Annotated in this window: 25 protein-coding genes; 10 read left to right on the top strand and 15 right to left on the bottom strand. The window is 70.0% G+C overall.

What is annotated here, in order from left to right; all coding sequences use genetic code 11:
- Window positions 1–50 precede the first annotated feature (50 nt).
- Genes cobF through BW39_RS10735 form a run of 4 tightly spaced genes read right to left on the bottom strand, consistent with a single transcriptional unit; the run spans window position 51 to window position 3,416 of the window.
- Complete coding sequence (gene cobF, locus BW39_RS10750) at window positions 51–848, bottom strand: precorrin-6A synthase (deacetylating) (protein WP_043821663.1); 798 nt, start codon at window positions 846–848, stop codon at window positions 51–53.
- Window positions 845–1,723: a precorrin-4 C(11)-methyltransferase gene (gene cobM / locus BW39_RS10745; protein ID WP_043821661.1), complete on the bottom strand. Its 879-nt coding sequence runs from the start codon at window positions 1,721–1,723 to the stop codon at window positions 845–847. The genes cobF and cobM overlap by 4 nt, the downstream gene beginning before the upstream one ends.
- The gene (locus BW39_RS10740) at window positions 1,720–2,217 is read right to left on the bottom strand and encodes a cobalamin biosynthesis protein (RefSeq protein ID WP_043821718.1); all 498 of its coding nucleotides are present in this window, start codon (window positions 2,215–2,217) and stop codon (window positions 1,720–1,722) included. The genes cobM and BW39_RS10740 overlap by 4 nt, the downstream gene beginning before the upstream one ends.
- Window positions 2,214–3,416, bottom strand: coding sequence for a bifunctional cobalt-precorrin-7 (C(5))-methyltransferase/cobalt-precorrin-6B (C(15))-methyltransferase (locus BW39_RS10735; protein WP_043821659.1), 1,203 nt, complete (start codon window positions 3,414–3,416; stop codon window positions 2,214–2,216). The genes BW39_RS10740 and BW39_RS10735 overlap by 4 nt, the downstream gene beginning before the upstream one ends.
- Here BW39_RS10735 and BW39_RS10730 point away from each other — a divergent pair.
- The gene (locus tag BW39_RS10730) at window positions 3,415–4,200 is read left to right on the top strand and encodes a cobalt-precorrin-6A reductase (protein WP_043821657.1); all 786 of its coding nucleotides are present in this window, start codon (window positions 3,415–3,417) and stop codon (window positions 4,198–4,200) included. The two genes, BW39_RS10735 and BW39_RS10730, sit on opposite strands and share 2 nt — an antisense overlap.
- Here the strand turns inward: BW39_RS10730 and cobJ are convergent.
- The 4 genes from cobJ to BW39_RS10710 are packed head-to-tail and all read right to left on the bottom strand — an operon-like array spanning window position 4,143 to window position 7,594.
- Window positions 4,143–4,967, bottom strand: coding sequence for a precorrin-3B C(17)-methyltransferase (cobJ, locus tag BW39_RS10725; RefSeq protein WP_043821656.1), 825 nt, complete (start codon window positions 4,965–4,967; stop codon window positions 4,143–4,145). The two genes, BW39_RS10730 and cobJ, sit on opposite strands and share 58 nt — an antisense overlap.
- Entirely contained in the window at window positions 4,961–5,731 is a 771-nt protein-coding gene (cobI, locus tag BW39_RS10720; protein WP_013800508.1) for a precorrin-2 C(20)-methyltransferase, read from the bottom strand. Before cobI ends, cobJ begins: the two co-directional genes overlap by 7 nt.
- The gene (locus BW39_RS10715) at window positions 5,721–6,350 is read right to left on the bottom strand and encodes a precorrin-8X methylmutase (RefSeq protein ID WP_013800507.1); all 630 of its coding nucleotides are present in this window, start codon (window positions 6,348–6,350) and stop codon (window positions 5,721–5,723) included. The genes cobI and BW39_RS10715 overlap by 11 nt, the downstream gene beginning before the upstream one ends.
- The gene (locus BW39_RS10710) at window positions 6,350–7,594 is read right to left on the bottom strand and encodes a precorrin-3B synthase (protein WP_043821655.1); all 1,245 of its coding nucleotides are present in this window, start codon (window positions 7,592–7,594) and stop codon (window positions 6,350–6,352) included. The genes BW39_RS10715 and BW39_RS10710 overlap by 1 nt, the downstream gene beginning before the upstream one ends.
- Window positions 7,595–7,840: 246 nt before the next feature.
- Here BW39_RS10710 and BW39_RS10705 point away from each other — a divergent pair, with 246 nt between their 5' ends.
- Both BW39_RS10705 and BW39_RS10700 read left to right on the top strand, forming a co-directional pair.
- The gene (locus BW39_RS10705; protein WP_043821653.1) at window positions 7,841–9,604 is read left to right on the top strand and encodes a methyl-accepting chemotaxis protein; all 1,764 of its coding nucleotides are present in this window, start codon (window positions 7,841–7,843) and stop codon (window positions 9,602–9,604) included.
- An 18-nt stretch (window positions 9,605–9,622) separates the two neighbouring features.
- The gene (locus BW39_RS10700) at window positions 9,623–10,762 is read left to right on the top strand and encodes a FecR family protein (protein ID WP_043821651.1); all 1,140 of its coding nucleotides are present in this window, start codon (window positions 9,623–9,625) and stop codon (window positions 10,760–10,762) included.
- 54 nt (window positions 10,763–10,816) lie between these two features.
- Here the strand turns inward: BW39_RS10700 and BW39_RS29770 are convergent, their stop codons facing one another.
- Window positions 10,817–11,527, bottom strand: coding sequence for a LexA family protein (locus BW39_RS29770; RefSeq protein WP_052155315.1), 711 nt, complete (start codon window positions 11,525–11,527; stop codon window positions 10,817–10,819).
- Window positions 11,528–11,607: 80 nt separating this feature from the next.
- Here BW39_RS29770 and BW39_RS10690 point away from each other — a divergent pair, with 80 nt between their 5' ends.
- The 3 genes from BW39_RS10690 to BW39_RS10680 all read left to right on the top strand — a co-directional run bounded on the left by BW39_RS10690 (window position 11,608) and on the right by BW39_RS10680 (window position 13,806).
- The gene (locus BW39_RS10690; protein WP_052155314.1) at window positions 11,608–12,303 is read left to right on the top strand and encodes a hypothetical protein; all 696 of its coding nucleotides are present in this window, start codon (window positions 11,608–11,610) and stop codon (window positions 12,301–12,303) included.
- Between the two features lie 164 nt (window positions 12,304–12,467).
- The gene (gene dsbG, locus BW39_RS10685; protein WP_043821649.1) at window positions 12,468–13,070 is read left to right on the top strand and encodes a thiol:disulfide interchange protein DsbG; all 603 of its coding nucleotides are present in this window, start codon (window positions 12,468–12,470) and stop codon (window positions 13,068–13,070) included.
- Window positions 13,071–13,128: 58 nt separating this feature from the next.
- Window positions 13,129–13,806, top strand: a complete 678-nt coding sequence (locus BW39_RS10680; RefSeq protein ID WP_232240429.1) for a glutathione S-transferase family protein — start codon at window positions 13,129–13,131, stop codon at window positions 13,804–13,806.
- A gap of 24 nt (window positions 13,807–13,830) precedes the next feature.
- On the opposite strand, the gene BW39_RS10675 is transcribed toward BW39_RS10680, so the two are convergent.
- The 3 genes from BW39_RS10675 to BW39_RS10665 are packed head-to-tail and all read right to left on the bottom strand — an operon-like array spanning window position 13,831 to window position 19,747.
- Window positions 13,831–15,321 carry an efflux transporter outer membrane subunit gene (locus tag BW39_RS10675; protein ID WP_043821647.1) on the bottom strand — a complete coding sequence of 497 codons (1,491 nt, stop codon included), beginning with the start codon at window positions 15,319–15,321 and terminating at the stop codon, window positions 13,831–13,833.
- A gap of 5 nt (window positions 15,322–15,326) precedes the next feature.
- A complete protein-coding gene (locus BW39_RS10670; RefSeq protein ID WP_043821645.1) occupies window positions 15,327–18,491 on the bottom strand; it encodes a multidrug efflux RND transporter permease subunit in 3,165 nt (1,054 codons plus the stop codon).
- A gap of 26 nt (window positions 18,492–18,517) precedes the next feature.
- On the bottom strand, window positions 18,518–19,747 hold the full coding sequence (locus BW39_RS10665) for an efflux RND transporter periplasmic adaptor subunit (RefSeq protein WP_043821643.1): 1,230 nt from the start codon (window positions 19,745–19,747) through the stop codon (window positions 18,518–18,520).
- 136 nt (window positions 19,748–19,883) lie between these two features.
- Between BW39_RS10665 and BW39_RS10660 the strand changes: the two genes are divergently transcribed.
- The 4 genes from BW39_RS10660 to BW39_RS10645 all read left to right on the top strand — a co-directional run bounded on the left by BW39_RS10660 (window position 19,884) and on the right by BW39_RS10645 (window position 22,092).
- A complete protein-coding gene (locus BW39_RS10660) occupies window positions 19,884–20,450 on the top strand; it encodes a TetR/AcrR family transcriptional regulator (protein ID WP_034397250.1) in 567 nt (188 codons plus the stop codon).
- Between the two features lie 71 nt (window positions 20,451–20,521).
- Window positions 20,522–20,947: a putative toxin-antitoxin system toxin component, PIN family gene (locus tag BW39_RS10655; protein WP_043821641.1), complete on the top strand. Its 426-nt coding sequence runs from the start codon at window positions 20,522–20,524 to the stop codon at window positions 20,945–20,947.
- A complete protein-coding gene (locus tag BW39_RS10650; protein ID WP_043821639.1) occupies window positions 20,944–21,165 on the top strand; it encodes a ribbon-helix-helix protein, CopG family in 222 nt (73 codons plus the stop codon). The genes BW39_RS10655 and BW39_RS10650 overlap by 4 nt, the downstream gene beginning before the upstream one ends.
- Before the next feature lie 12 nt (window positions 21,166–21,177).
- Window positions 21,178–22,092 (top strand): LysR family transcriptional regulator, encoded by a 915-nt coding sequence (locus BW39_RS10645; RefSeq protein ID WP_043821638.1) that lies wholly within the window; start codon window positions 21,178–21,180, stop codon window positions 22,090–22,092.
- Here the strand turns inward: BW39_RS10645 and acnD are convergent.
- Genes acnD through BW39_RS10630 form a run of 3 tightly spaced genes read right to left on the bottom strand, consistent with a single transcriptional unit; the run spans window position 22,080 to window position 26,350 of the window.
- The gene (acnD, locus tag BW39_RS10640) at window positions 22,080–24,707 is read right to left on the bottom strand and encodes a Fe/S-dependent 2-methylisocitrate dehydratase AcnD (RefSeq protein WP_043821636.1); all 2,628 of its coding nucleotides are present in this window, start codon (window positions 24,705–24,707) and stop codon (window positions 22,080–22,082) included. The two genes, BW39_RS10645 and acnD, sit on opposite strands and share 13 nt — an antisense overlap.
- Before the next feature lie 60 nt (window positions 24,708–24,767).
- The gene (gene prpC / locus BW39_RS10635) at window positions 24,768–25,955 is read right to left on the bottom strand and encodes a bifunctional 2-methylcitrate synthase/citrate synthase (RefSeq protein WP_043821634.1); all 1,188 of its coding nucleotides are present in this window, start codon (window positions 25,953–25,955) and stop codon (window positions 24,768–24,770) included.
- Window positions 25,952–26,350 carry an acyl-CoA thioesterase gene (locus BW39_RS10630; protein WP_043821632.1) on the bottom strand — a complete coding sequence of 133 codons (399 nt, stop codon included), beginning with the start codon at window positions 26,348–26,350 and terminating at the stop codon, window positions 25,952–25,954. Before BW39_RS10630 ends, prpC begins: the two co-directional genes overlap by 4 nt.
- Between the last annotated feature and the right edge of the window lie 8 nt (window positions 26,351–26,358).

The raw sequence follows: 26,358 nt of genomic DNA, 5'->3' as shown, positions 1-26,358 counted from the left end.
TGATGAAGGGTGTGTGTAGCTTGGGGACCGGCTTTGCAGCAGCCTCGGCCTCAGTCTCCGCGCCGCAGCAGGTAGATGTCCATGATCCAGCCATGCCGCTCGCGCGCTGCGGCGCGGGCCTGCACGATGCGCGGGGCGGCCTCGGCCAGCGGGCCGCTGTCCAGCATCTGGCGGTCCATGCCCAGGTAGGCGCCCCACCAGATGTGCAGGCCGTGGGAGGGCAGCTCGGTGAAGCTGCACTGCCCGTCCAGCATGACCACGGCCGTGTCCACGCCGGGTGGCCAGCCCTGCTCGCGCAGCTGGCGGCCCGTGGTCACCACGAAGGGCTGGCCTATGCCGTTGAGCGCAATCGCATGCGCGGCGCACAGCACCTGCATGGAGCTGATGCCCGCCACCACGCGCACGCTGTGCGGCGCCGGCTGCATGCGCGCGGCAATGCGCAGGGTGCTGTCGTACAGCGCCGGGTCCCCCCAGACCAGCAGGGCGACCTGCAAGGGCTGGCCGGGGGTGCGCGGCTGCAGCCCCTCGTCCAGGGACCGGGTGATGGCCGCCTGCCAGCAGCGCGTGATGGCCGCATGCCATTCATCGACCTGGGCCAGGTAGTCGTCGCCCGTGGACCGGCGCACGGGCATGTCGAAGCCTTCGATGCGCGGGCCGGAGGAGGCGAGCACGGCATCGCACAGGTCGCGGCGCAGGGCGGCGAGTTCGGCCTTGTCCTCGCCCTTGTGCGGCAGCAGGATCAGGCCGGCGGCCTGCATGGCGGCCTGGGCTTCGCGCGTGAGGTGGTCGGGGTTGCCCGTGCCTATGCCGATCAGGCTCAGCGCCACGGGCGGCAGGGCCGCGCTCATGGGGCGGGGTTCCCGAGGGGCATGTCGCTCCCGGGGTCGCTCACGGTGACCCTCAAGGTATCCCTCGCGGTATCCAGCGCGGCATTCGCATGCACATCGGTGGCGGGAAAGCGCGGCTCGGTGCCCAGCGGGCGGTAGCGGCGGTCGTAGTCGGCCGCGTAGAGGCGGCTTTCGCCGAAGTCCTCGGCCTGCAGGCTGCGGCCCACCAGGATCAGGGCCGTGCGCTCCATGTGGGTGGCCACGGCCTCGGTCAGGCTGCCCACCGTGGTGCGCACCACGGTTTCGTCAGGCCAGCTGGCGCGCCAGACGATGGCCACGGGGCAGTCGGCGCCGTAGTGCGGCAGCAGCTCGGACTGCACCTTGGCGGCCACATGGATGGACAGATGGATGGCCAGCACGGCGCCCGTGGCCGCGAAGGCGGCCAGGTTCTCGCCCTCGGGCATGGCCGTGGCGCGGCCCGAAGTGCGTGTCAGCACCACGGACTGGCACAGGCCGGGCAGGGTCAGCTCCGCGCCCAGCGTGGCGGCGGCGGCCGCGAACGAGGGCACGCCGGGTGTGACGGTGTAGGCAATGCCGGCCTCGCGCAGGCGGCGCAGCTGCTCGCCCATGGCCGACCAGACGGACAGGTCGCCCGAGTGCAGGCGCGCCACGTCTTCGCCACGCGCCTCGGCGGCCTGGATCTCGGCCACGATGTCGTCCAGGCTCATGGATGCGGTGTTGACGATGCGCGCGCCCGGCGGGCAGTGCGCCAGCAGCTCGCGCGGTATCAGCGAGCCCGCGTACAGGCAGACCGGGCAGGCCGCCATGAGGTCGCGCCCGCGCACGGTGATCAGGTCGGCGGCGCCGGGGCCGGCGCCGATGAAATGCACGGTCATGCCGTTGCTCCTTGGTTCTTGGCCTGGCTGGCGTGGGCCAGGCAACAGTTCAGAGGTCCGCCCTGGCCCACGGCCAGGGCCAGGGTGGCGCTGCCATCGTCCGCGACCAGGCGGGTCACGCTCAGGGCGGAGTGCGGGCCTGCGGCGGCCAGCGCCGCCGCCTCGGCCACGCTGCCCGTGCCATAGCGCGCCAGCATGCGCGGCGACTGCGTGACCACGGGCTGCCCAGGCAGTTGCCCTGGCGGCACGCGCACCAGAACGGCCGTGGGCACGACAGCCGCCATCCAGGCGGCCAGCGCCGGATGGCTGGCCTTGATGTCCAGCACGGCCACGGCGCAGATGGGCTGGGGCGCGCAGGCGCCTGCGTCTGCGCTTTCCGGCAGCTGCGCCTGCGCCCGCTGCCACAGCGCCTGCAGCGCATGGGGCAGTGCGTCCGTGTGCAGGCCCAGGCCCAGCACGCCGCAGCGGTGGGGGATGGCTTCGTCCGGGTTCACCGCTGCCAGCTCCACTGCACCAGCGGCCGCGCAGCCTTCCAGCTGCGCATGCGGCCCAGCGGCTCGGCGCTGGAAATCTCCAGCCGCAGCAGCTGGCCGCCGTGCTCGGCCTGCAGCTGCACCAGCAGGGCCTCGGTCTCCAGCGTCACGGCGTTGACCACCAGGCGGCAGCCCGCGGGCATGAGGGCCTGCAGGCGCTCGAACAATTCGGCATCAAAGCCCCCGCCCACGAACACGGCCTGGGGCCGGGCCAGCGCCTGCAGTTCGGCCAGCGCCTCGGGCGCCACGCCCTGCACCACGCGCAGGCGCGCCTGCAGTCCGAAGCGCCGGGCGTTGAGGCGGATGTTGTCCGCACGCGCCGCATGCTGCTCCAGGCTGATGGCCGAGCCACCGGCCAGGCACCACTCCACGGCCACCGAGCCCGAGCCGCCGCCCACATCCCACAGGCATTCGCCGTGGCGCGGCGCAAGAGCCGCCAGGGTCAGCGCGCGGGCCGGGGCCTTGGTGATCTGGCCGTCGTTGGCGTACCAGTGATTGGGCCGGCCCGGCACCAGCGGCAGGGCCGCGCCGCCCTGGGCGAGCACAGCCACGGCCACGGGCGCGCAGGCAGGGTCGGCGGCCAGGGCCTGGGCGGCTTCGGCGGCGCGCCATGCGCGGCGGCGCTCGCGCGGGCCGCCCACGGATTCCATGACCTCCAGGCGGCTGTCGCCCCAGCCTTCCTGCACCAGCCAGTCCGCCAATGCGGCCACGGCGGCGCCATCGCGCAGCAGCACCAGCGACTGGCGGCCTGGCGACAGGTGCGGCAGCAGTTGCTCCACGTGGCCGGCGTGCAGGCCCAGGCAGACCGTGTCTTCCAGCTTCCAGCCCAGGCGGGACGCCAGCAGCGAAAATGTCGAGGGTTGGGCGTGGCAGCGCCACTCCTGCGGCGCCAGATGCGCCGCCAGGCTGCCGCCCGCCCCGAACCAGAACGGATCGCCCGACGCCAGCACCACCGTGGGCCGGCCACGGCAGGCCAGCACGGGCGCCACGTCAAAGGGCACGGGCCAGGGGCGGCCACGCTCGCCGGCACCGGCCAGCGCCAGGTGGCGCGGCCCGCCAAAAACGGTCTCGGCAGCGTCCAGCGCGCGCAGCGCGGCGGGTGCGAGGCCGTCCAGGCCGTCTTCGTTCAGGCCCACCAATGTCAACCAGGGATCAGTCATGCCCCATGTTCTCCTGCTGGGCGGCACCAGCGGCGCCAGCCAGCTGGCCCAGGCCCTGCACCGCGCCGGCATTGCCGCCGTGTTCTCGTATGCGGGCGTCACGCAGTCGCCCGTGGCCCAGCCCCTGCCCACGCGCGTGGGAGGCTTTGGCGGTGCCCAGGGCCTGGCGCAGTTCCTGCGCGGGCAGGCCATCAGCCATGTGGTCGATGCCACCCACCCGTTTGCCGCGCAGATGAGCCGCAATGCCTGCGAGGCCTGCGCCGCCACCGGCACGCCGCTGCTGGCGCTGGAACGCGAGCCCTGGCAGGCCAGTCCCGGCGACGCCTGGATCGACGTGCCCGACATGCAAGCCGCCGCTGCCGCCCTGCCCCAGGCAGCCGCCCGGGTGTTTCTGGCCGTGGGCCGCAAGCAGCTTGCGGCCTTTGCAGGCCGGCCGCAGCACCACTATCTGCTGCGCCTGGTCGATGCGCCCGAGCCCGGCAGCCTGCCCTTGCCCCACACCACGGTGGTTCTGGGGCGTGGGCCTTTCAGCGCGGCCGATGACGAGGCCTTGCTGCGCACGCACGGCATCGAATGGCTGGTGGCCAAGAACGCAGGCGGCGAGGCCACGCGCGGCAAGCTCGATGCCGCACGCGCCCTGGGCCTGCCCGTGGTGATGGTGCAGCGCCCGGCGCTGCCGCAGCGCCAGCGCACCGGGTCGGTGGCTGCGGTGCTGCACTGGATTGCTCATGGCGTGCTGCCGACAGCGCAGCCCGCACCGCCCGCGCCGCCATCCATGCCGTAGTGGCGTGGCGTGTAGACCCAGCGGCCCACGCGGCGCGTGGCGCTGTTGCCCACCAGGACCACGGTGCGCATGTCGGCCATCTCGGGCGTGGCCTCGGCCAGCGTGCATACGTGCAAGTGTTCCTCGGGCGTGGACACGGCGCGCGCGAACACCAGCAGGCGCTGCGGCTCGCAGCGGGTGCGCAGCAGCTGCAGCAGGCGCACAAAGCCTTCGGGCCGGCTCTTGGAGCGCGGGTTGTAGAAGGCCATGGCGAAGTCGGCCTCGGCCGCCAGTTCCACGCGCCGCGCGATCACCGGCCAGGGCTTGAGGTTGTCCGAGAGATTGATGCAGCAAAAGTCATGGCCCAGCGGCGCACCGGCCCGCGCGGCGGCGGCCAGCATGGCGGTGATGCCGGGCAGCACCTGGATATCGAGCGCCTGCCAGGCGGCAGCCTGCACCGCATCGGCGGATTCCATGGCCTCGAACACGGCCGACGCCATGGCGAACACGCCCGGGTCGCCCGAGGACACCACGACCACCTGCCGGCCTTGTGCGGCCAGCGCCAGCGCCTGGCGCGCGCGCTCCAGCTCCACGCGGTTGTCGGAGGCATGCCAGGCCACGGCCTGGCCCTGACCCTCCTGCGCCAGCAGGGCCTGCGCGCGGGACACATAGGGCAGGTAGCCGACCACATCGTCGGCCGCGTGCAAAGCGGCTGCGGCTTCGGGCGTGATCTGGTCCAGTGCGCCCGGGCCCAGCCCCACCACCGTCAGGCGGCCGGCGCTCACCATGCGGCCTCCGGCCGGCGGCCCTGGCCGTGCACGAGCACGATGGCGAAATAGGGGCAGGCGTCGTCGGACACATCGCCCAGGCGCGCGACCTGCTCGCTGTCCGTGGTGCCGTTCTGCACCAGCCAGGCGGCGTCAAGCCGGCCCGTGCGCTGCAGGGCGCGGCGGATGCGCGGCAGGTTGCGGCCGACCTTCATGACGACCAGGGCCTCGGCCGTCTGCATGCGGCGCACCAGCTCGTCTTCCGACAGGGTGCCGGTCATCACGCTGAGCACATCGTCGCCCCAGGTGATGGGCTCGCCCGTGGCGTGCCAGCAGCCCACCATGCCGGGGATGCCGGGCACCACGTCCAGCGGCACCTGGCCGCGTTCGCGCAGCCGGGTGTACAGATGCATGAAGGAGCCGTAGAGGAAGGGGTCGCCCTCGCACAGCACCACCACCTGCCCGGTCTGCGCCAGCGCTTCCAGGCGCAGGCACCAGTCGTCGTAGAAGCGCGCCAGCAGGTCCACATAGGCGGGGCTGTCCACGGGCAGCTCGGTGGTCACCGGGTATTCCATGGCGTGCTCGGCGGCGCCTTGGGCCAGCAGGCCGTCCACCAGCTGGCGGGCCTTGCCGGGCCGGCCCTTCTTGCGGAAGAACGCCACCTGGCGGGCGCCGCGCACCAGGCGGTCGGCCTTGACGCTCATGAGTTCGGGGTCGCCCGGGCCCAGGCCCACGCAGACAATGCCGGGCCCGCCCTGGCTGGGACGCGGCTGCCTACTCGACATGGCTGGCCAGTGCGTTGATGGCGGCCACGGTGATGGCCGAGCCGCCCAGGCGGCCATGCACGGCCATGCAGGGCACGGGCAGGTCCTGCATCAGCGCCTGCTTGGATTCCATGGCGCCCACAAAGCCCACGGGGCAGCCGATGATGGCGGCCGGCCGGGGGCAGGCCGGGTCCTGCAGCATGTTGAGCAGGTGGAACAGGGCCGTGGGCGCATTGCCGATGGCCACCACGGCCCCGGCCAGGTGCGGGCGCCACAGCTCCAGCGCGGCGGCGCTGCGCGTGTTGCCCATGTCACGGGCCAGCGCGGGCACGCGCTCGTCCTGCAGCGTGCAGATGATGGGGTTGGCGGCGGGCAGGCGCGAGCGCGTGATGCCCTCGCTGACCATGCGCACGTCGCACAGCACGGGCGCGCCGTTTTGCAGGGCCTGCGCGGCGGCCTCGGCCATGCCGGGGGAGAAGGCCACGTGCGGGGCCAGCTCCACCAGGCCGGCGGCGTGGATCATGCGCACCACCACGCGTTCCTCGACAGGCGTGAAGCGTTCCAGCGCCGCCTCGCGGCGGATGGTGGCAAAGGACTGCCGGTAGATCTCGGCGCCATCGGTTTCGTAGCGGTGCAGCATTATTCTTTTGAAAACAGCAATCCCGGATTGTCTCGCACCGAGGCCAGGGTCCGCTGCTCCTGCGCCCTATCCCCGGCACGGCCGTGGCGCACTACGGAATAGACAGGGCCTTCGCCCTCGTCTTCACCTTCTGCCCGCAGCACCACCGTGGCCGGCGCCTGCCGCGCGCAGCCCTTGGCGCATCCGGTCACATGCAGGTGCGCGCCATGGGGCACCTGCGGCGCCAGCTCCAGCGCCAGGGCCTGCGTGGGACCCAGGGCCTGGGTGCAGCCCGGCGCGCCGGTACAGGCGGATACGCGCAGGCGCGGGTCATGGGCGCCGGTGATCCAGTCAGCGGCGTTGTCCAGCCCCGCCGCAGCCCACCAGCGGGGCAGCGCCGCGCCGGCTCCGGCGTCTTCCACCAGCAGCATGCGCCAGGGTGTCACACGCAAAAAGGCCTGCTCAGGCAAGGCGCGCACCAGCCGCGCCAGCGCCACGGCCGGCAAGCGGCCCAGCGGCGCGCCCAGCAGCCAGCCCACGCCGGGCACGGCACCGGGCGCCGGTCCTTCGCCGTGGGCCGGGGTTTCTGTCTCCACCCAGTCCAGTCCGGGGGGCGGCTGCAGTTGCGCCGCCACCGCGGCCATGCGTCCGGGCCGCAAGCCCTGGGCGCGGCGAAGGGAGGCCTGACCGGCAAACCAGCGCGCCAGCGCCAGGCCTGCGGCCACGGCCTGGCTGGCGTCGGCCACGGCCAGCGCCTGCTGCCGTCCATCGGGCTGCACCAGCCAGCCGGTGGCTGTGCGCTGCAGGCGGATATCGGCGGACACGCCCGCCAGCCGGCCCGGCGCGCCTTCCACCGACCAGCCGAACTTGGCCGGCAGGCCGGCCAGGTCATCGGCCGCATCCAGTGCCTGCTGCAGGGCCTGGCCCAGCGCATGGACGGCCTCCTGCGGCCGGCACAGCGGGTCGATCACCAGGTTGCGGCGGCGCTCGCGGCCCGCGTCGGCGTCCAGCAGGCCCACGGCCGCCAGGGCGCGCAGCACGGCGGAGTGCCGCCCGGGCGCAATGCCGCGCAACTGCACATTGGCGCGGCTGGACAGCTCCAGCGCGCCGTTGCCATGCACCCAGGCCAGGCGCGCCAGCCGCCGCGCCTGGGCCGCCGTCAGGCGGCCCAGCGGCGGGCGCACGCGCAGCACCAGCCCATCGCCGGAGGCCATGGGCTGCCAGGCGCCGGGGCACCAGCCTTGGATGTGGGGAGGGGTATGCATGGGGTAGGGGCCCCGACTGTAGCGCCGGCGCACCCGGCATCCCAGGTGCAAGACCCGCATGCGTTCATGAAATGCGGGCTTTCTTGATCCAGCCCGCCTGGGAAGCGGGCTGGTGACGCCTGGCCCCACCTAGCCTGAATTTGTCAATTCAGGTTGAAATTTAACAATTCACCCTTAGGGTTTTATCAAATTGATCATTTATTTTTGATAGAAACTGATACTTGCACCACCTACCTGGAAAGCGCCATGAATCTCCGCACCTGGACCGTCAAGACCAAGCTCTACGCCGCCTTTACCGCCCTGGCTTTACTGGTCGCACTGGTTTCCGTATCTGCCCTTCATGCGCTGGACGGTTCCGACCGCAACCTGACGCAGTTCGTCGACGGCGTGAACGCCCGCGCCCATCTGGCCGAACAGGTGCGCGCGGCCGTGGACAGCCGCGCCATCGCGGCGCGCAACCTGGTGCTGGTGAACACGCCAGCCGATCTGGACATGGAAAAAACGGCCGTGTACGCCGCCCATGCCGCGGTCAAATCCCACCTGGACCAGCTCAAGGCCCTGGTGGCCGCGCCCGGGGTGGGCGAGGAGGCTCGCGCCCTGGTCGCCCGCATCGACCAGATAGAGCAGCGATACGGCCCGGTGGCGCTGGACATCGTTTCGCTGGCGCTGCGCCAGCAAAGGGACGAGGCCATTGCCAAGATGAACAGCGAGTGCCGGCCGCTGCTGGCCCAGCTGATCGCGGCCACCGACGAGTACAGCCGGCTCACGCGCCAGCACGCCCAGGTCATGGTGGAGCAGGCCACGCAGTCCTATGTGCAGCAACGCAACATGCAGATCGGCGTGAGCGCGGTCGCCTTCGTGCTGGCCCTGCTCATGGGCCGGCTGATCGCGCGCGGCCTGACACGCGCGCTGGGGGCCGAGCCTGCCCAGCTCGGTGAAGTCGCCCGCCAGATCGCCGATGGCAACCTCGACCCCGGACTGGTGCGCAGCGAAGCGCCCGCAGGCAGCGTGCAGGCCTCGCTCAACGCCATGCACCAGAGCCTGGCCAGCGTGGTCAGCGATGTGCGCAACAACGCCGACAGCGTGGCCGTGGCCAGCGAGCAGATCGCCAAGGGCAATGCCGACCTGAGCCGCCGCACCGAGCAGCAGGCCAGCGCGCTGCAGGAAACCGCAGCCTCCATGGACGAGTTGTCTTCCACCGTGCAGCAGAACGCGGACAACGCGCGCCAGGTCAACCAGCTCGCGCGCGGCGCCAGCCAGATCGCGGCCAAGGGCGGCACCGTGGTGCAGGAAGTAGTGGGCGCCATGCAGGACATCCATGCCAGCTCGCGCCAGATCGGCGACATCGTGGGCGTGATCGACTCCATCGCCTTCCAGACCAACATCCTGGCCCTGAACGCCGCCGTCGAGGCCGCACGCGCCGGCGAGCAGGGCAAGGGCTTTGCCGTGGTGGCCGCCGAAGTGCGCACCCTGGCCCAGCGCAGCGCGCAGGCCGCCCGCGAGATCAAGCAGCTCATCACTGACAGCGCCACGCGCGTCAGCCAGGGCGCGGAGCTGGCCGACCAGGCCGGCGCCACCATGGCCGAGGTGCTGCAATCCATACAGCGCGTGACCGACCTCATGGGCGAGATCAGCAATGCCAGCGACGAGCAAAGCGCCGGTGTGGCCCAGGTCGGGCAGGCCATGAGCCAGATGGACCAGGTCACGCAGCAAAACGCCGCCCTGGTGGAGGAAAGCGCGGCGGCGGCCTCCAGCCTCAAGTCCCAGGCCCAGCGCCTGGTGCAGGCCGTGGCCATCTTCCGCCTGGGCGACCAGGACGGCGCGGCACAGCAGCCGCGTTTGCAGGCGCCGCTGCCGGCGTCCGTGCCCACCCGCGCGGCCACGGCATCTGCGCTGGCCCCGGCCAGGCCTGCGCCGGCACAGCCCTCAGCCGGTGTGCGCCCTGCACGACCTGTACGCCTCGCTGCGGCCAAACCGTCTGCCGAATCGCAGGACTGGACCAGCTTCTGAAGCCGGAAATCCGCACGCATGCGCCGCTACCGCTCCTGCACCGCGCCCCTGGACAAGGCTGCGCAGGTGCGCGAACTGGAAGAGTTCTTCCGCGGGCAAAACCCCATCGACCTCGCTGCGGCCGACTGGCACACGCGCATGGAGCAAGGCCTGACCGCCGAGGAAGAAGCCGAATTCACTGAATGGCTGGCAGCCAGCACGGCGCACGAGGCCGCCTTGCGCCACCTGGGCCAGAGCCTGGCGGCGGCGCGGTCCACTCCCCCCGAACAGGTGGCACGCCTGCGCGCGGAGCAGGCACGCCGGCGCTCGCAGTCGGCGCCTCACGCACACCCGGAACCGGCCCCGCAGCGCCCGTCCTCCGAAGAGCGCCAAGGCTGGAGCTGGTCCCGCCTGCTGCCGCGCCCTGCCCTGGCGGCCCTGTGCTGCACGGTGGCCCTGGTCCTGGCCGTGGGCGTTGGCTGGCACCAGTGGCAGCAGCAGCCCACCTTCACCAGCAGCCACCTGACCCCACGCGGCCAGGCCAGGACCATCACCTTGCCGGATGGCACCGCACTGTCCCTGGATGCCGATACCCAGGCGCAGGTAACTCTGTACCGCGACCGGCGCGAGGTGCGCATCACGCAAGGGCAGATCCTGTTTGCCGTGGCGCCCGACAGCGCCAGGCCCTTTCATGTGCTGGCCGGCCCGGCGCGCGTCACCGTGGGCGGCACGCGGTTTTCCGTGCGCTATCGCGCCACGGGCATGGAGGCGGGCAGCGCCCAGGTGGCCGTGCAGGAAGGCCATGTGCGCGTGGCCGGTGCGCAAGGCACTGCAGCCGCTGACGCCGCGCCCGCCGCATTGGTCGCTGGCCAGGCCCTGAGCGTGTCGCCTGCAGGCGTGCTCGGTCCGGTGTCGGCTGTGGCGCCCGGCAGCATTGCGCTGTGGCGCAAGGGACTGATCCGCTTCGAGAACACGCCCCTGGCCGACGCCCTGGCGGAGCTGGAGCGCTACGGGCCGACCGGCCTGGTGGTGCACGACCCGGCCATGGCGGCCCTGCGCATTGGCGGCACCTACCAGACCAGCCGCCCCGCCGAGTTCGCACGCATGCTGGCCCAGATCCTGCCCGTCACTCTGGTGGCCGGGCCCGATGGCCAGACCGAGATTGCCGCTGCGCCCTGAGCACGGAGGCGGAGCGCCGGGGCCGAGCGGCGGTCTATCGAAACAGCTCGGTCGTCAGCTTCCCCGCAGCCGGCGCCGGTGTTCGATCACCGTGCCCAGCAGAACCAGCCGGTTCCTGTCGCTGCGCAGCACGGCATGGTCTTCGTTGAGCGGTACCAGATCAAAGACCTCGATGCCGTCCTCTCCCACACCGCGCACGCGGTACTTTCTGAGCAGCACCTGCCGCTTGCCATTCCTGGCCAGCACATGGTCGCCGGGCCGGGGGCTGGCCTGCGGATCGATCAGCACGCGGTCGCCCTCGCGCAATTCAGGCGACATGGCATCGCCCTCCAGCGCAAGAAAAAACGCACCGGGCGATGCGTTGTCCTTGCCGAATTCGATGTCCAGGCTTTCAGCGGGATCGGGGAATGCGCCGTCATCTGCCAGGGCTGCAGCCTGGGCGTGCGAGAGAACGGGATATTGCCGCAATCCTTTGGGAAACTCGGGCAGATTGGTGCCGGGCGTGTCCCCATCTGGAAGCAGGGCCGGCAAATCGGAAACCATCTTCACCAGCCTGGGACTGATTTCGAAAAGCGAAACCTTCAAGCCCTTGGCATACGCAATGCCCGCCTCCAGGCTGATGGGCCGGTTGCCGCTTTGGTGCTGGGAGACCATGGAGGAGCCGCCAGGAATGCCGGCCTTCTCTGCGAACTCGGCCTTGCTTTTCACAGTAGAGAGCAGGCGCTTGAGGTTCGCCGCCTCTTCCTCGATGGTCCATATCTTCATTTCGCAAAACTAGCATTTCTATCCCGAAAGTAAAGCATTTCTAGCCCCGAAAATTTGCAGAATCTCTACGATTCCCAGGGATGAATTTCAAGACCGTTTCTCACCACTTCATCCCCGGCCTGCGCTTCCACTCGTTCTGGTACTACCAGGCACGCGGCTCCACGGGCAGGGTGCGCTGGGCGCGGCTGCCTATGGTCTCCGACGCCTGTGCGCAGGCCGATCCCCATGGCGCATGGTGGTGTGCGCAGCGGTGCGCCGCCGTTTTGGCGCAGCGGCCATGGCGGCTCATGCAACTGCCGCCCGGCCTGCCCGCGCAGCCGGATGCCCGCCAGATGGCGCATGTCCTGCAGCAATGGCTGCCGGGCTGGAGCGCTGCGCCGGCCAGCGTGCAGGTCTGTACCCACGCGCTTGAGAACGGCGGCAGTGCGCTGCTGCAGCTGCATGTCTGGGCCAGGAGCGCGCCCAGCATTCTTTGGGCCTGGGTGGTTGGGGTGGAGGTCCAGGCGCGCCAATCCCTTCAGGGGCTGGCGCCTGCGCCAGGCAACCTGCAAGCCGGGCACCTGTCGCCGCGAGCCCTGCTGATCGTTCCCTTCGGCCAGGACATGCCCTGGGCCACCGGCCATACCGCCCGGGTACGCCTGCATGCACGGGGGCCTCAACTGCGCGGGCCGCATGAAGTGGTTGCGCAGGACGGCTGCTGGTTTGAAGACAGTGGCCTGGATGCCGTGTTGCTGAAGCCGGTCTTGCGCGTTCAGGATGAGCGCGTATCCCTGTGAAGGGCCAGATGGGGCCAGATGGCGCAAGCGATTTCCTATAACGATGGAACGCGGCGGATGCACTCCGACTCACACCGTCCGCCGCTGTTGCCACAGCACCAGGCGTTGCACGCTTGTCGCGCAGCGCCGCCCCCTCATTCATTCAATCGTTTCAAGGAGTTCCCATGCATCTTCAACGCACCGTCCTTTTTGCAGGCATGGCTGCCAGCCTCTTTCTGGCGGCGGGATGGGCCACGGCCGCAGAAGGCCCTGCCACGGCCCAGGCCCCCCAGGCCAAGGCTCAGGCCGCCAAGCCGGCGGGCGACACCGTGCAGGCGCAGCTGGAGACCTCCACCTGGGTGCCCGACGGCAAGGCCGATGCGCCGCGCGTGATCTATACCTTCACCGACCCCAACTGCAAGTACTGCCACAAGTTCTGGGAGGCCGCGCGTCCCTGGGTGGACGCAGGCAAGGTGCAGCTGCGCCACATCCTGGTGGGCGTGATCCGGGACGACAGCCCGGCCAAGGCCGCCGCCATCCTGCAGGCCCCGGACCGCGCGGCCGCACTGATGGAGCACGAGAAAAAGTCCGCCCAGGGCGGCATAGCGCCCGCCTTCAGCGTCAGCCCCGACGTGCGCAAGACGCTGGAGGACCACCGCAAGCTGATGATGTCCCTGGGCTTCCGTGGCACGCCGGGCATCGTGGTGATCGACAGCCAGGGCGGGACCAAGAACTATGGCGGCATGCCGCGCGATGCGGCCCTGCCCGAGGTGTTCGGGGCGCTGTGAACGCGCTGCCGTGAACCGGACGCCAGGTGGTGCCCGCACCTCGGCAGCCACGAGTAGCATGGCCGGCAGGATCACCACTGCGGAGAACGCCACCATGCTCAAGCTCTACGGTTTTTCCAGGGTCAATGCCGGCGCACGCGGCCGCACGCGCGATCTGCGCGTGCTGTGGGCACTCGAAGAGATGCAGCTGCCCTTCGAGATCGCGGGCATGGACCATCCCGCGCACGACCTGAACACCGAGGCCTACCGCCGGCTCAGCCCCTTCGAGCAGATTCCGGCGCTGGACGATGACGGGCAGGTGATTTCGGAGTCGGCCGCCATCGTGCTGCATCTGGCCAGGAAGTGCGGCCGGCTGATGCCCTCCGATGCAACCGGCGAGGCCCAGGTGCTGCGCTGGTGCTTTGCAGCCATGAACACGGTGGAGCCGCCGCTGCTCAGCCTGATGGTGCTGGACTGGACGGCCGATGGCAGTTGCGGCAAGCACCGCGAATTCCTGGTGGGCTGGGCGCATCGCATGCTGGGCAACCTGGAGCGCTGGCTGGACGGGCGCCGCTTCATTGCCACCGACGAATTCACGGTGGCCGACATCCTGATGGCGCATGTGCTCGCCTGCATCCCGGACAGCACGCTGACCGCGCCCTGCCCCGCCGTGGTCGCCTACCGCGACAGATGCCTGGCCCGGCCCGCCTGGCAGCGGACCCTGGCGGCCTACAACGCGCGGGTGGAGGCGGCGTAGCCGGGGCTCAGGGCTGCTCGGTGCTCAGGGCTGCTGGAAGGCCGCCACAGGCTGGGACTGCGGTGGTGGCGGCGGCGGCGCAGTCCAGCTGCCGCCCAGCACGCGGAACAGCTGGGCCAGCGCCAACTGCCGCTGGGTCACGGTATCGATGTAGGCGCTTTCATTGGCGAAGGCGCTGCGCTGTGCGTCCAGGTAGCGCAGATGGTCGTCCACCCCCGCCTGGTAACGGGCCTGCGCCAGCCGCAGGCTTTCGCGGCTGCTGTCGCGCAGCGCCAGGCGCGCGGCTTCCTCGCGGCGCAGCGTGTCGGTGGCGGCCAGGGCGTCGGCCACTTCGCGGAAGGCGGTCTGGATGGCCTGCTCGTAGGCGGCCACGGCCATGTCCTTGCGCAGCACGGCCAGGTCGAGGTTGGCGCGGTTGCGCCCCCCGTCGAAGAGGGGCAGCGTGACCTGGGGAGTGAACGACCAGGCGCGCTGGCCCGAGCGGAACAGGTCGGACAGATCGGCGCTGGACGATCCCAGGAACCCGGTGAGCGAGATGCGCGGGAAGAAGGCCGCGCGCGCCGCACCAATGTCCGCGCTGCGCGCGCGCAGCCGGTGCTCGGCCGCCTGGATGTCCGGGCGGTGGATGAGCAGTTCGGAAGGCGTGCCGGCCGACAGATCCTGCAGCAGCATGGGCACGTCGGGCGACTTTGCCGACTGTGCAGACCCTGCGGACTGTGCGGACAGGTACGGCCCCAGATCCTCCACGCCCGTCAGCAGCAGCAGGGCGTTGCCGGCCTGGCGCAGCTCGCGTTCGCTGCGCTCCACGTCGGCGCGGGCCTGGGCGGCCAGGCCCAGGGCGTCCTGGTGGTCCAGGGCCGTGGCCGTGCCCGCCTGGCGCCGCTGCGCGGTCAGGCGCAGCGAGGATTCACGGCTTTGCAGCGTGCGCTGCGCCAGTTGCAGCCGGCGCAGGGCTCCGTCGCGGGACAGGTAGGCCTGCACCACCTCGGCACCCAGGCTGATGCGGGCGGCGCGCGCGGCCTCTTCGGTGGCCAGGTACTCGCCCAGGGCGGCTTCGGACAGGTTGCGCACGCGGCCGAACAGGTCCAGCTCGAAGGCGGCCAGCCCCAGGCCGGCCTGCCAGTTGCCCTGCACCTGCGGCTGGCCCGTGGCATTCATGTCGCCCGGCAGGCGCTGGCGCGTGCCGCCGCCCTGCAGGCCCACGCCCGGCAGCCGGTCGGCGCGCTGCACCTGGTACAGGGCGCGTGCCGCCTCCACGTTGAGCAGGGTCTGGCGCAGGTCGCGGTTGTGGGCCTGGGCCAGGTCCACCAGCTGGCGCAGCTGGCGGTCGGCGATGAAGCTGTTCCAGTCCAGCGTGGCCGCCGACGAGGACAGCACGGGCGCGGCATCCTGTTGCGGCCACTGCGTGGGAATGGGCGCCTGCGGACGCTGGTGGACCGGGGCGAGGGAGCAGCCGGCCAGCACCAGGCTGGCGGCCAGCGCACACAGGGCGCGTGGGAAGAAGTGCATGGACATGGCGCTTACTCGATGGGGGTTGCCGGGGCCAGCAGGGCAGGCGGGGTGCCGGCCGGCGCCTTGCGCCGGAACAGGGACAGCACCCAGACGAAGAAGACGGGAACGAAGACCACCCCCAGCAGCGTGGCCGACAGCATGCCGCCGATCACGCCGAAGCCGATGGCGGCCTGGCTGGAGGCGCCCGCGCCCGAGGCCAGCGCCAGCGGCACCACGCCCAGGATGAAGGCCAGCGAGGTCATGACGATGGGCCGAAAGCGCAGCCGCGCCGCCTGCAGCGCGGCCTGCGCCAGGCTGTGCCCCTGCGCATGCAGGTCCCGGGCGAACTCCACGATCAGGATGGCGTTCTTGGCCGCCAGGCCGATGATGGTGATCAGGCCCACCTTGAAGTACACGTCGTTGGACAGGCCCACGGCCGAGGTGGCCAGCACCGATCCCAGCGCGCCGATGGGCACGATCAGCATCACGGCGGCGGGAATGCTCCAGCTCTCGTACAAGGCCACCAGCAGCAGGAACACCACCACGATGGCCAGCGCGAACAGCTTGGGCGCCTGGGCACCGGCAGCTTTCTCCTGGAAGGACAGGGCCGTCCACTCATAGCCGATGCCGCGCGGCATCTCGGCCATGATGCGTTCCAGCTCGGCCATGGCCTCGCCCGTGGTGTGGCCGGGCCTGGCATCGCCCGAGATCCGGAAGGCCGGATAGCCGTTGTAGCGCGAGATCTGCACCGGCCCGCTTTCCCAGCGCACCGTGGCAAAGGCCGACAGCGGCACCTGCTGGCCGGCGGCGTTGGGCACGTGCAGGCGCAGGATGTCCTCGGGCCGCGCGCGGGCCTGCGCATCGGCCTGCACCACCACGCGCTGCAGGCGGCCGGCGTTGGGGAACTCGTTGATCACGGCCGAGCCGTAGGCGGTGGACAGGGCCGTGTTGATGGCGCTGAAATCCACGCCCTGGGCCTGCGCCTTGCGCCGGTCGATGTCCAGCCGCAGCTGGGGCGCATCCTCCAGGTTTTCCATCATGGCGTAGGCAATGATGGGCGAGGCATTGGCCTTGGCCAGCAGCTGGTCGCGCGCGGCGATCAGCGCCTCGCGGCCCAGGTTGGCGCGGTCCTGCAGGCGCAGCGCAAAGCCGCCGGAGTTGCCCAGGCCGTCGATGGGCGGCGGGTCCACGGCCATGACAGTGCCGTCGGACAGGCGGGCAAAGCGCTGGTTGAAGGCCTGCACCTCGTCCCACGACGCCTGCCCGGCGCCGCGCACCGACCAGTCCTTGAGCGTGACGAAGGCCAGGGCCGCGTTCTGCCCCATGCCCGAGAAGCTGTAGCCCATCAGGAACTCCGCCTGGGCCGTGGCGGGGCGGCCCTGGATGTAGTCCTCCATGTCCTTGACCATGGCCTTGGTGCGCTCCGTGGTGGCGCCCGGCGGCAGCTGCACGCCGACGATGTAGTAGCCCATGTCCTCGTAGGGCACGAAGGATTCGGGCATGCGCGTGTACGCCACGCCCAGCCCGGCCACAATGGCGGCATACACCAGCATGCAGCGCCCGGCGCGGCGCACCAGCCGCTGGTTGAGCAGGTCGAAGCGCTCGGTCAGCGCCGCGAAGCGGCGGTTGAACCAGCCGAAGAAGCCTTTGCGCTCGGCGTGGTGGCCCTTGGCAATGGGCTTGAGCAGCGTGGCGCACAGCGCCGGCGTGAAAGTCAGAGCCAGCAGCCCCGAGAACAGGATGGACACGGCCAGCGACAGCGAGAACTGCCGGTAAATCACGCCCACCGAGCCGCTCATGAAGGCCAGCGGCAGGAACACCGCCACCAGCACCAGGGTGATGCCGACGATGGCACCCGAGACCTGCTGCATGGCCTTGACCGTGGCCGCCAGCGGCGACAGCCCCTCCTCGGCCATGAGGCGCTCCACGTTCTCCACCACCACGATGGCGTCGTCCACCAGGATGCCGATGGCCAGCACCATGCCGAACATGGTCATCATGTTCACCGAAAAGCCCAGCGCATACATCACGCCCAGGGTGCCGGCCAGGCACACGGGCACGACGATGGTGGGAATCAGCGTGTAGCGCAGGTTCTGCAGGAACAGCCACATCACCAGGAACACCAGCGCCACGGCCTCCACCAGGGTCTGGATGACCTTGCCGATGGCCACTTCCACGAAGCGCGAGGTGTCATAGGGCACGGCGTACTGGATGCCGGCGGGGAAGTTCTGCGACAGCTCGGCCAGGCGCGCCTTGACGGCCTTGGCCGTCTGCATGGCGTTGGCCCCGGGCGCCAGCTGCACGGCGGCGGCCACGCCCTGGCGGCCGTCCTCGCGCGAGGAAAAGCTGTAGTCCAGCTGGCCGACCTCCAGCCGCGCCACATCGGCCAGGCGCACGGCCGAGCCATCGGCCCTGGCACGCAGCACGATCTGGCCGAACTCCTCGGGCGAGGCCAGCGTGCCCTTGACGGCAATGGTGGCGCTCAGCTCCTGGCCGGGCCCTGCGGGCGAGGCGCCAAAGCTGCCGGCCGGCACCTGCGCGTTCTGGGCGGCGATGGCCGCGTTCACGTCCGCCACCGACAGGCCGTAGCCCAGCAGCTTGTTCGGATCGACCCAGACGCGCATGGCCACATCGGCCGCGAAGAACTGCACCTTGCCCACGCCGGGCACGCGGCGGATCTCGTTGTTGATGTTGCGCACGGCGTAGTCGGACAGGGCCACCTCGCTGTTGCCGCTGTTGCCGCTGTTGCCGCTGCCGTCCTTGTAGGTCAGCGAGTAGATCATCAGGAAGTTGGCGCTGGCCTGCTCGACCTGCAGGCCCATCTGCATCACGGACGCGGGCAGGCGCGCCTCGGCCTTCTTGATGCGGTTTTGCACCTCCACCTGGGCCAGCGCCGGCTCGGTGCCCGGGGCGAAGGTGGCCGTGATCTCGGCCAGGCCCGTGGAGCCGCTGGAGGAGTCGAAGTACAGCAGCCCCTTGGTGCCGTTGAGCTCCTCCTCGATGACGCTGGTCACCGACTCCATCACCGTGGTGGCGGAGGCGCCCGGATAGTTGGCGGTGATCGAGATCTGCGGCGGCGCCACGTTGGGAAACTGGGAGACGGGCAGCGCCGGTATGGCCAGCAGCCCGGCGAGCATGATGAAGATGGCCACCACCCAGGCGAAGTTGGGGCGGTTGATGAAGAACTTGGACATGGTCTATTCCTTGGGCACGCGCCGGCTCAGTCGCTGGACGTGGCGGAGCTGCCGGAGGCGCTGAAGGTGCCGGACAGCCCCGCCGTAGGGGAGGCCGCGGCATCGGAAAGGGCCGTGACCTGAACCCGCGCCCCGGGCTGCAGGCCCGCCATGCGGCCCACCACCACGCGCTCGCCGCCCTTGAGGCCTGCGCTGATCTGCCACTGCGCGCCATGCATGGCCGCGGTCTGCACGGGGCGCATCTGCAGCGTGTCCTGGCCATCCACCACCAGCACGTGGGCCTGCCCGTCGGTGCTGCGCTGCACGGCCCGCTGCGGCACCAGGATGGCGGCAGGGTCCACGCCCTGGCCCACGGTCACGCGCACATACATGCCGGGCAGCAGCATGCCGTCGCGGTTGTCGAAGCGCCCGCGCAGCGCCATCTGGCCCGTGCCGCGGTCCACCGTCACATCCGAGAACATCAGCCGCCCCGTGCGCTGCAGGCCCGTGCCGTCCACCTTCAGGGAAACCGGCGTGCCGTCCTTGCCCGCCGTCTGTGCCAGGCGGCCCTCGGCCAGGGCCGCGCGCAGGCGCTGGGCTTCGGCCACGGGCTGCTGGAAGTCGGCATAGACCGGGTCGAGCTGCTGGACCAGCGCCATGGGCGTGGCCTCGCCCTGGCCCACCAGGGCGCCCTCGGTGACCAGTGCACGGCCGATGCGGCCCGCGATCGGCGCCCTGACCGTGGCGTATTCCAGGTTCAAGGCGGCCGCCTGCACCTCGGCCTGGGCGGACTGCCGCGCGGCCTGGGCCGCCTGCAGGCGGGCCTGCATGGCCTCGAAGTCCTGGCGGCTGACCGCCTCCTGCGCCACCAGCGGCGCGTTGCGGCCGACCACGGCACGCGCATCGAGCAGGGCCGCCTCGGCGCTGGCCAGTTGGCCCTGGGCGCGGGACAGGGCGGCGCGCAGGGGCGCCGGGTCGATCTGGAACAGCACCTGGCCGGCCCGGACGTCGGCGCCTTCCTCGAAATGGCGGCGCAGCACGATGCCGGCCACCCGCGCACGCACCTCGGCCACGCGCACGGGCTCGATACGGCCCGGCAGCTCGCTGGACAGGGCCAGCGGCGCGGGCTGCACGGTGACGGCCTGCACCACGGGCAGCGCGTCACCCGCTGCGGCCGGAGCCTCGTTGCGGCCGCAGCCAGTTGCCAGGGCGGCCAGGGCGGCCAGCACCAGGGCCGCCAGCGGCAGGCCACGTCGCTTGTTCAGACGCATGCTCATGTTCACAACCTGATTGATTCGATACGAAGGCCGCGATGGTACATACCAGAATCAAATGAGTCAACATCGATTCATTTGATTCTTTGAAACATCAACAGATAAAATCCATGCACTTTCCAAGGAGGCATGACAAGCGATGACGAGCACCAAGCAAGAGGACGAAGGCAAGCTGCTGGGCGCACTGGCACTGGCGCTGCTGGACGATCCCAAGGCCAATCTGCAGGAGCTGGCACGCGCCATCGGCATCAGCAAGGCCACGCTCTACCGCTTCTGCCCCACGCGCGACCAGCTCATCGACCGGCTCATCGGGCATGCGGCCGACACCCTGTCGCGCGCCATGCACGCGGCCGAGCTGGAGCGCCACGCGCCGCTGGAGGCGCTGCGCCGCCTCACCGCCCACTGCCAGGACCACCAGACACTGCTGCTGTTCCTGATGTATTTCTGGCGCTCCGACATCTCGGTGGTCGGCCAGATAGAGAGCGAATGGGTGGCGGCCATGGATGCCTTTTTCCTGCGCGGCCAGCAGGCCGGCGTGTTCCGCATCGACATCACGGCAGCGGCCATGACCGAGCTGTGGCTTTCCATGGCCGTGGGCCTGCTGGATGCGGAACGGCGCGGCCGTGTTGCGCGGGCCAGCGTGGCGGCCGTGATGGAGCAGTCCTTCCTGCACGGCGCCCTGCAGCCCGGCGCACCGGCTGCGTAGTGCGCCGGGCGCCGACGGGGAAACCGAGGTCGTGAATGATGGTCATGACTGCATATGCGCTAGCATCAGCCATGCGTTTGATCGTTCTGGACACCAATGTGTTTGTCTCCGCCCTGCGCTCTGGCGGGGGCGCATCGCGCGAAGTGCTGCGCCGCGTACTCCAAGGGCAGGCCATGCCTTTGTTTGGCAATGCCCTGTGGCAGGAGTACGAAGACCTGCTTGGCCGCGACGTCTGGACTGACGCCACGACGGCCGACGAACGCCGGCAGGTGCTAGCCGCACTGGCGCATGCCGGACGCTGGGTCAACGTTTACTACGGTTGGCGCCCCAATCTGCCAGACGAGGGAGACAACCACCTGATCGAGCTGGCCGTGGCGGGCAATGCCGAAGTCATCGTGACCCACAATGTGCGCGACCTGAGCCGCGGGGAACTGGCCTGGCCGCAGTTGCGCATTCTGACGCCCGCCCAATACCTGGATCTGGAGGAACAGCCATGAGCACCCTGACCATCCGTTTGCCCGACGACACGGCGCAGCGCCTGAAATCGCTGGCCCGCAACCGGGGACTGAGCATCAACAAGCTGGTCGAAGAATTGAGCACGCAGGCCATCACGGCGTTTGACATGGAAACGCGCTTTCGCACGCTGGCTGCCAGTGGCGATGCCAAGCAGGCACTGGACATACTGGCACGCCTGGACAGCCAGGATCCGCGTTGAGGCCGAGGCTGCATGCTCGAACGCACCCACCTTGCCATCGTCCGTGAAGTCGAAAAACAGGGCTCGCTGACGGCGGCGGCCGGCGTGCTGTGCGTAACGCAGTCGGCGTTGAGCCACAGCATGAAGAAGCTGGAGCAGCAGCTGGGCACGGACATCTGGCTGCGCGAAGGCCGCAGCCTGCGCCTGACGCAGGCCGGCCAGTACCTGCTGGCCGTGGCCCAGCGCGTGCTGCCCCAGCTGGACCTGGCCGAGGAGCGGCTGCGCCAGTTCGCCCAGGGCGAGCGCGGCGCGCTGCGCATCGGCATGGAGTGCCATCCCTGCTACCAGTGGCTGCTCAAGATCGTCGCGCCCTATCTGGCGAGCTGGCCCGATGTGGATGTGGATGTGAAGCAGAAATTCCAGTTCGGCGGCATCGGCGCGCTGTTCGGCTACGAGATCGACCTGCTGGTCACGCCCGATCCGCTGTTCAAGACGGGCCTGGAGTTCGTGCCCGTATTCGACTACGAGCAGGTGCTGGTGGTCTCCAGCGCGCATGCGCTGGCAGGGGCCGATTTCGTGGAAGCCGCCCAGCTCGCGCCCGAGGTGCTGATCACCTATCCCGTTCCCATGGACCGGCTGGACATCTACAACCAGTTCCTCATGCCGGCAGGCATCACGCCGCGCCGCCAGAAGGCCATAGAGACCACGGACATCATGATGCAGATGGTGGCCAGCGGCCGGGGCGTGGCGGCCCTGCCGCGCTGGCTGGTGCAGGAGTACGCGGGCAAGCTGGACGTGGTGCCCGTGCGCCTGGGCGCCAAGGGCATTGCCAAGCAGATCTTCCTGGGCGCGCGCGTGGCGGACCTGCAGACCGACTATCTGCAGGCTTTCATCGAGCTGGCGCGCCAGCCGCTGGCCGCTGGCACGCTCCCTGCTCAGGCTGCCTGAGCCTGCGCCAGGAAGTCCTGCGCAAAGCGCTGCAGCACGCCGCCCGCCTCGTAGACCGATACCTCCTCGGCCGTGTCCAGTCGGCAGGTCACGGCCACGCGCAGCGTTTGGCCGCTTCTTCGTTCAATCACCAGAGTGAGTTGGGTGCCCGGCGTGCGCTCGCCTTCCACGCCATAGACCTCCGTACCGTCCAGGGCCAGGGTCTTGCGGTCGGTGCCCGGCAGGAACTGCAGCGGCAGCACGCCCATGCCGATGAGGTTGGTGCGGTGGATGCGCTCGAAGCCTTCGGCCACCACGGCCTCGACTCCGGCCAGCCGCACTCCCTTGGCCGCCCAGTCGCGCGAGCTGCCCTGGCCGTAGTCGGCACCCGCAATGATGATCAGCGGCTGGCGGCGGTTCAGGTAGGTTTCCATGGCCTCCCACATGCGCACCACGCGGCCTTCGGGCTCGATGCGCGCCAGCGAGCCCTTGTGCTGCACGCCGTCGATGACGGCCATTTCGTTGACCAGCTGCGGGTTGGCAAAGGTGGCGCGCATGGCGGTGAGGTGGTCGCCGCGGTGGGTGGCGTAGGAGTTGAAGTCTTCCTCGGGCAGGCCCATGCGCGCCAGGTATTCGCCCGCGGCGCTGTCGGCCAGGATGGCGTTGGAGGGCGACAGGTGGTCGGTGGTGATGTTGTCGGGCAGCAGGGCCAGCGGCCGCATGTTGCGCAGCGTGCGCGGGAAGGCCGCCAGCGCGCCCACGCCTTCGGTATCCCAGTAGGGCGGGCGGCGGATGTAGGTGGACTGGGGGCGCCAGTCGTACTGGGGCGAGGCTTTGTCGCAATCGTCCTTGCGGATGGCGAACATGGGTTCGTAGACGGCGCGGAATTGCGCAGGTTTGACCGATTGCTCGACGATGGCGTCGATCTCCTCGTCGGAGGGCCACAGGTCCTTGAGGCGGATCTCGCGGCCGTCCACCACGCCCAGCACATCCTGCTCGATGTCAAAGCGCACCGTGCCCGCCAGCGCATAGGCCACGACCAGCGGGGGGGAGGCCAGGAAGGCTTGTTTGGCCTGGGGATGGATGCGCCCGTCGAAGTTGCGGTTGCCCGAGAGCACGGCCGTGGCGTAGAGGTCGCGCTCGACGATTTCCTGCTGGATCCTGGGGTCCAGCGCGCCGCTCATGCCGTTGCAGGTGGTGCAGGCAAAGGCGACGATGCCAAAGCCCAGTTGCTCCAGCTCGGTGAGCAGCCCGGCCTCCTTCAGGTACAGCTCCACGGCCTTGGAGCCCGGCGCCAGCGAGGTCTTGACCCAGGGCTTGCGCGTGAGACCCAGGCGATTGGCATTGCGCGCCAGCAGCGCTGCGGCGATGACGTTGCGCGGGTTGCTGGTGTTGGTGCAGCTGGTGATGGCGGCAATGATGACGGCCCCATCGGGCATCAGGCCTTGCGCCTCCTGGGCGCGGGCAGCCTGCAGTTTTGCCACATCGGCAATGCCGCGCTCGGTCAGGGCCGAGGTGGGCAGGCGCCGGTGCGGATTCGAGGGGCCGGCCATGTTGCGCACCACGGTGGACAGGTCGAACTGCAGCACGCGCTCGTACTGGGCATCGGCCAGGCTGTCGCTCCAGAAACCTGCGGTGCGCGCATAGGCTTCGACCAGGCGCACCTGGGCCTCGTCGCGGCCGGTCAGGCGCAGGTAGGCCAGGGTCTGGGCATCAATGGAGAACATGGCCGCCGTGGCGCCGTATTCGGGGCACATGTTGGAGATGGTGGCGCGGTCGCCAATGCTCAGGCTGTCGGCGCCCTCGCCAAAGAATTCCACATAGGCCCCGACGACTTTTTGCTGGCGCAGGAATTCGGTCAGGGCCAGCACGATGTCGGTGGCGGTGATGCCCGCCTGGCGCCGGCCCGTGAGGCGCACGCCCACGATCTCGGGCAGGCGCATCCAGCAGGCGCGGCCCAGCATGACGTTCTCGGCCTCCAGCCCGCCCACGCCCACGGCGATCACGCCCAGCGCGTCCACATGGGGCGTGTGCGAGTCGGTGCCGACACAGGTGTCCGGGAAGGCCAGGCCATCCTGCACGGTGACCACGGGGGACATCTTCTCCAGATTGATCTGGTGCATGATCCCGTTCCCCGCGGGAATCACATCCACGTTGGCGAAGGCCTTCTTCGTCCACTCGATGAAGTGGAAACGGTCCTCGTTGCGGCGGTCCTCGATGGCGCGGTTCTTCGCAAAGGCGTCGGGATCGAAGCCGCCGCACTCCACGGCCAGCGAGTGGTCCACGATGAGCTGCACGGGCACGACGGGGTTGACCTGGGCCGGGTCGCCGCCTTCGGCCGCGATGGCGTCGCGCAGGCCGGCCAGGTCCACCAGGGCGGTCTGGCCCAGGATGTCGTGGCAGACCACGCGCACGGGGTACCAGGGAAAGTCGATGTCGCGGCGGCGCTCGATGAGCTGCAGCAGGTAGCTGTCCAGCTGCGCGGGATCGGCGCGGCGCACGAGGTTCTCGGCGTGGACGCGGGCGGTGTAGGGCAGGCGTGCCCAGGCACCGGGCGAGAGGGCATCGACGGCGGCGCGGGCGTCGATGTAGTGCAGCGTGGTGCCGGGCAGGGGTTTCTTGTGGGTGTGGTTCATGGGGCGGATGCAATGCGGGCGGGCCTGCAGCCCGCCCGCCAGGTTCAGGACAGCGGCGGCTCAGGCGCGCGCATCGAGGGGCACGAACTTCTGGTCCTCCGGCCCCGTGTAGTTGGCGCTGGGGCGGATGATCTTGTTGTCCTGGCGCTGCTCGATCACGTGCGCTGCCCAGCCGCTGGTGCGCGCGATCACGAACAGCGGCGTGAACATGGCCGTGGGCACGCCCATCATGTGGTAGCTGACGGCACTGAACCAGTCCAGGTTGGGGAACATCTTCTTGACCTCCCACATCACCGATTCCAGCCGGTCAGCAATGTCGTACATGCGGGTGGTTCCGGCCTCGTCGGACAGGCGCTTGGCCACGCCCTTGATGACCACGTTGCGCGGGTCGCTGACGGTGTAGACCGGGTGGCCGAAGCCGATCACCACTTCCTTGGCATCGACGCGGCGGCGGATGTCAGCCTCGGCCTCGTCGGGCGTGTCGTAGCGCTTCTGGATCTCGAAGGCCACCTCGTTGGCGCCGCCATGCTTGGGCCCGCGCAGCGCGCCGATGGCGCCCGCGATGGACGAATACATATCGCTGCCCGTGCCCGCGATCACGCGCGCCGTGAAGGTGGAGGCGTTGAACTCATGCTCTGCATAGAGGTTGAGCGAGGTGTGCATGGCGCGCACCCAGCCTTCGGACGGCCGGTGGCCGTGCAGCAGGTGCAGGAAGTGGCCGCCGATGGAGTCGTCATCGGTCTCCACCTCGATGCGCCGGCCCGAATTGCTCCAGTGGTACCAGTACAGCAGCATGGAGCCCAGGCTGGCCATGAGCCGGTCGGCAATGTCGCGGGCACCCGCCAGGTTGTGGTCGTCCTTTTCGGGCAGCACGCAGCCCAGGGCCGAGACGCCGGTGCGCATCACGTCCATGGGGTGGGCGCCGGCAGGCAGCTGCTCCAGCGCCTGCCTGACGCTGGCCGGCAGGCCGCGCAGCGCCTGCAATTTGGTCTTGTAGGCCTGCAGTTCGGGGCGCGTGGGCAGCTTGCCGTGCACCAGCAGATGGGCGATTTCCTCGAACTCGCAGACCTCGGCAATGTCCAGGATGTCGTAGCCGCGATAGTGCAGGTCGTTGCCCGAGCGGCCCACGGTGCACAGCGCCGTGTTGCCGGCGGTCACGCCCGACAGGGCCACGGACTTCTTGGGCTTGAATGCGGACGCAGATGGTGCAGTTGGCGCAGATGGCGCGTCGATGATCGTGGTACTCATGGAAGGGTCTCCTGGTTCAGATAGGAATGGGCAATGGCGGCGGGAAGGCCGTTGTGGTCGACAGCCACCATCTCGAACAGGCCCTTGAGCACGTCCTCGCAGGCAATGCCCGGAGCCTGGGCCGATGCGGTGACGCAGACCGTCATGGAGCTGCGCCCCACCCGGCTGACCCAGCCGCGCAGGACGATCTCGTGGCCCACGGGCACGGGCGCCAGGAAGTCCACGCCGGTGACGGCGGCCATCACCACCTCGCGCTGCGCCAGGCTGCGCGCTGCGAGAAAGGCGGCCTTGGCCATGAGCTGCAAGCCCTGGCCTGCGAACAGCGTGCCGTGGTGGTTGGCCAGCGCGGGCAATACCAGTTCGCGCAACTCGGCGGTTCCAGCAGGTGTTGTCATGCTTCGCA

Origin of the sequence: Delftia sp. RIT313, assembly GCF_000632165.1 — a bacterium.
In the GTDB taxonomy this organism is placed as follows: Bacteria; Pseudomonadota; Gammaproteobacteria; order Burkholderiales; family Burkholderiaceae_C; genus Comamonas; species Comamonas acidovorans.
This window is presented reverse-complemented; position numbering and strand designations above follow the sequence as displayed.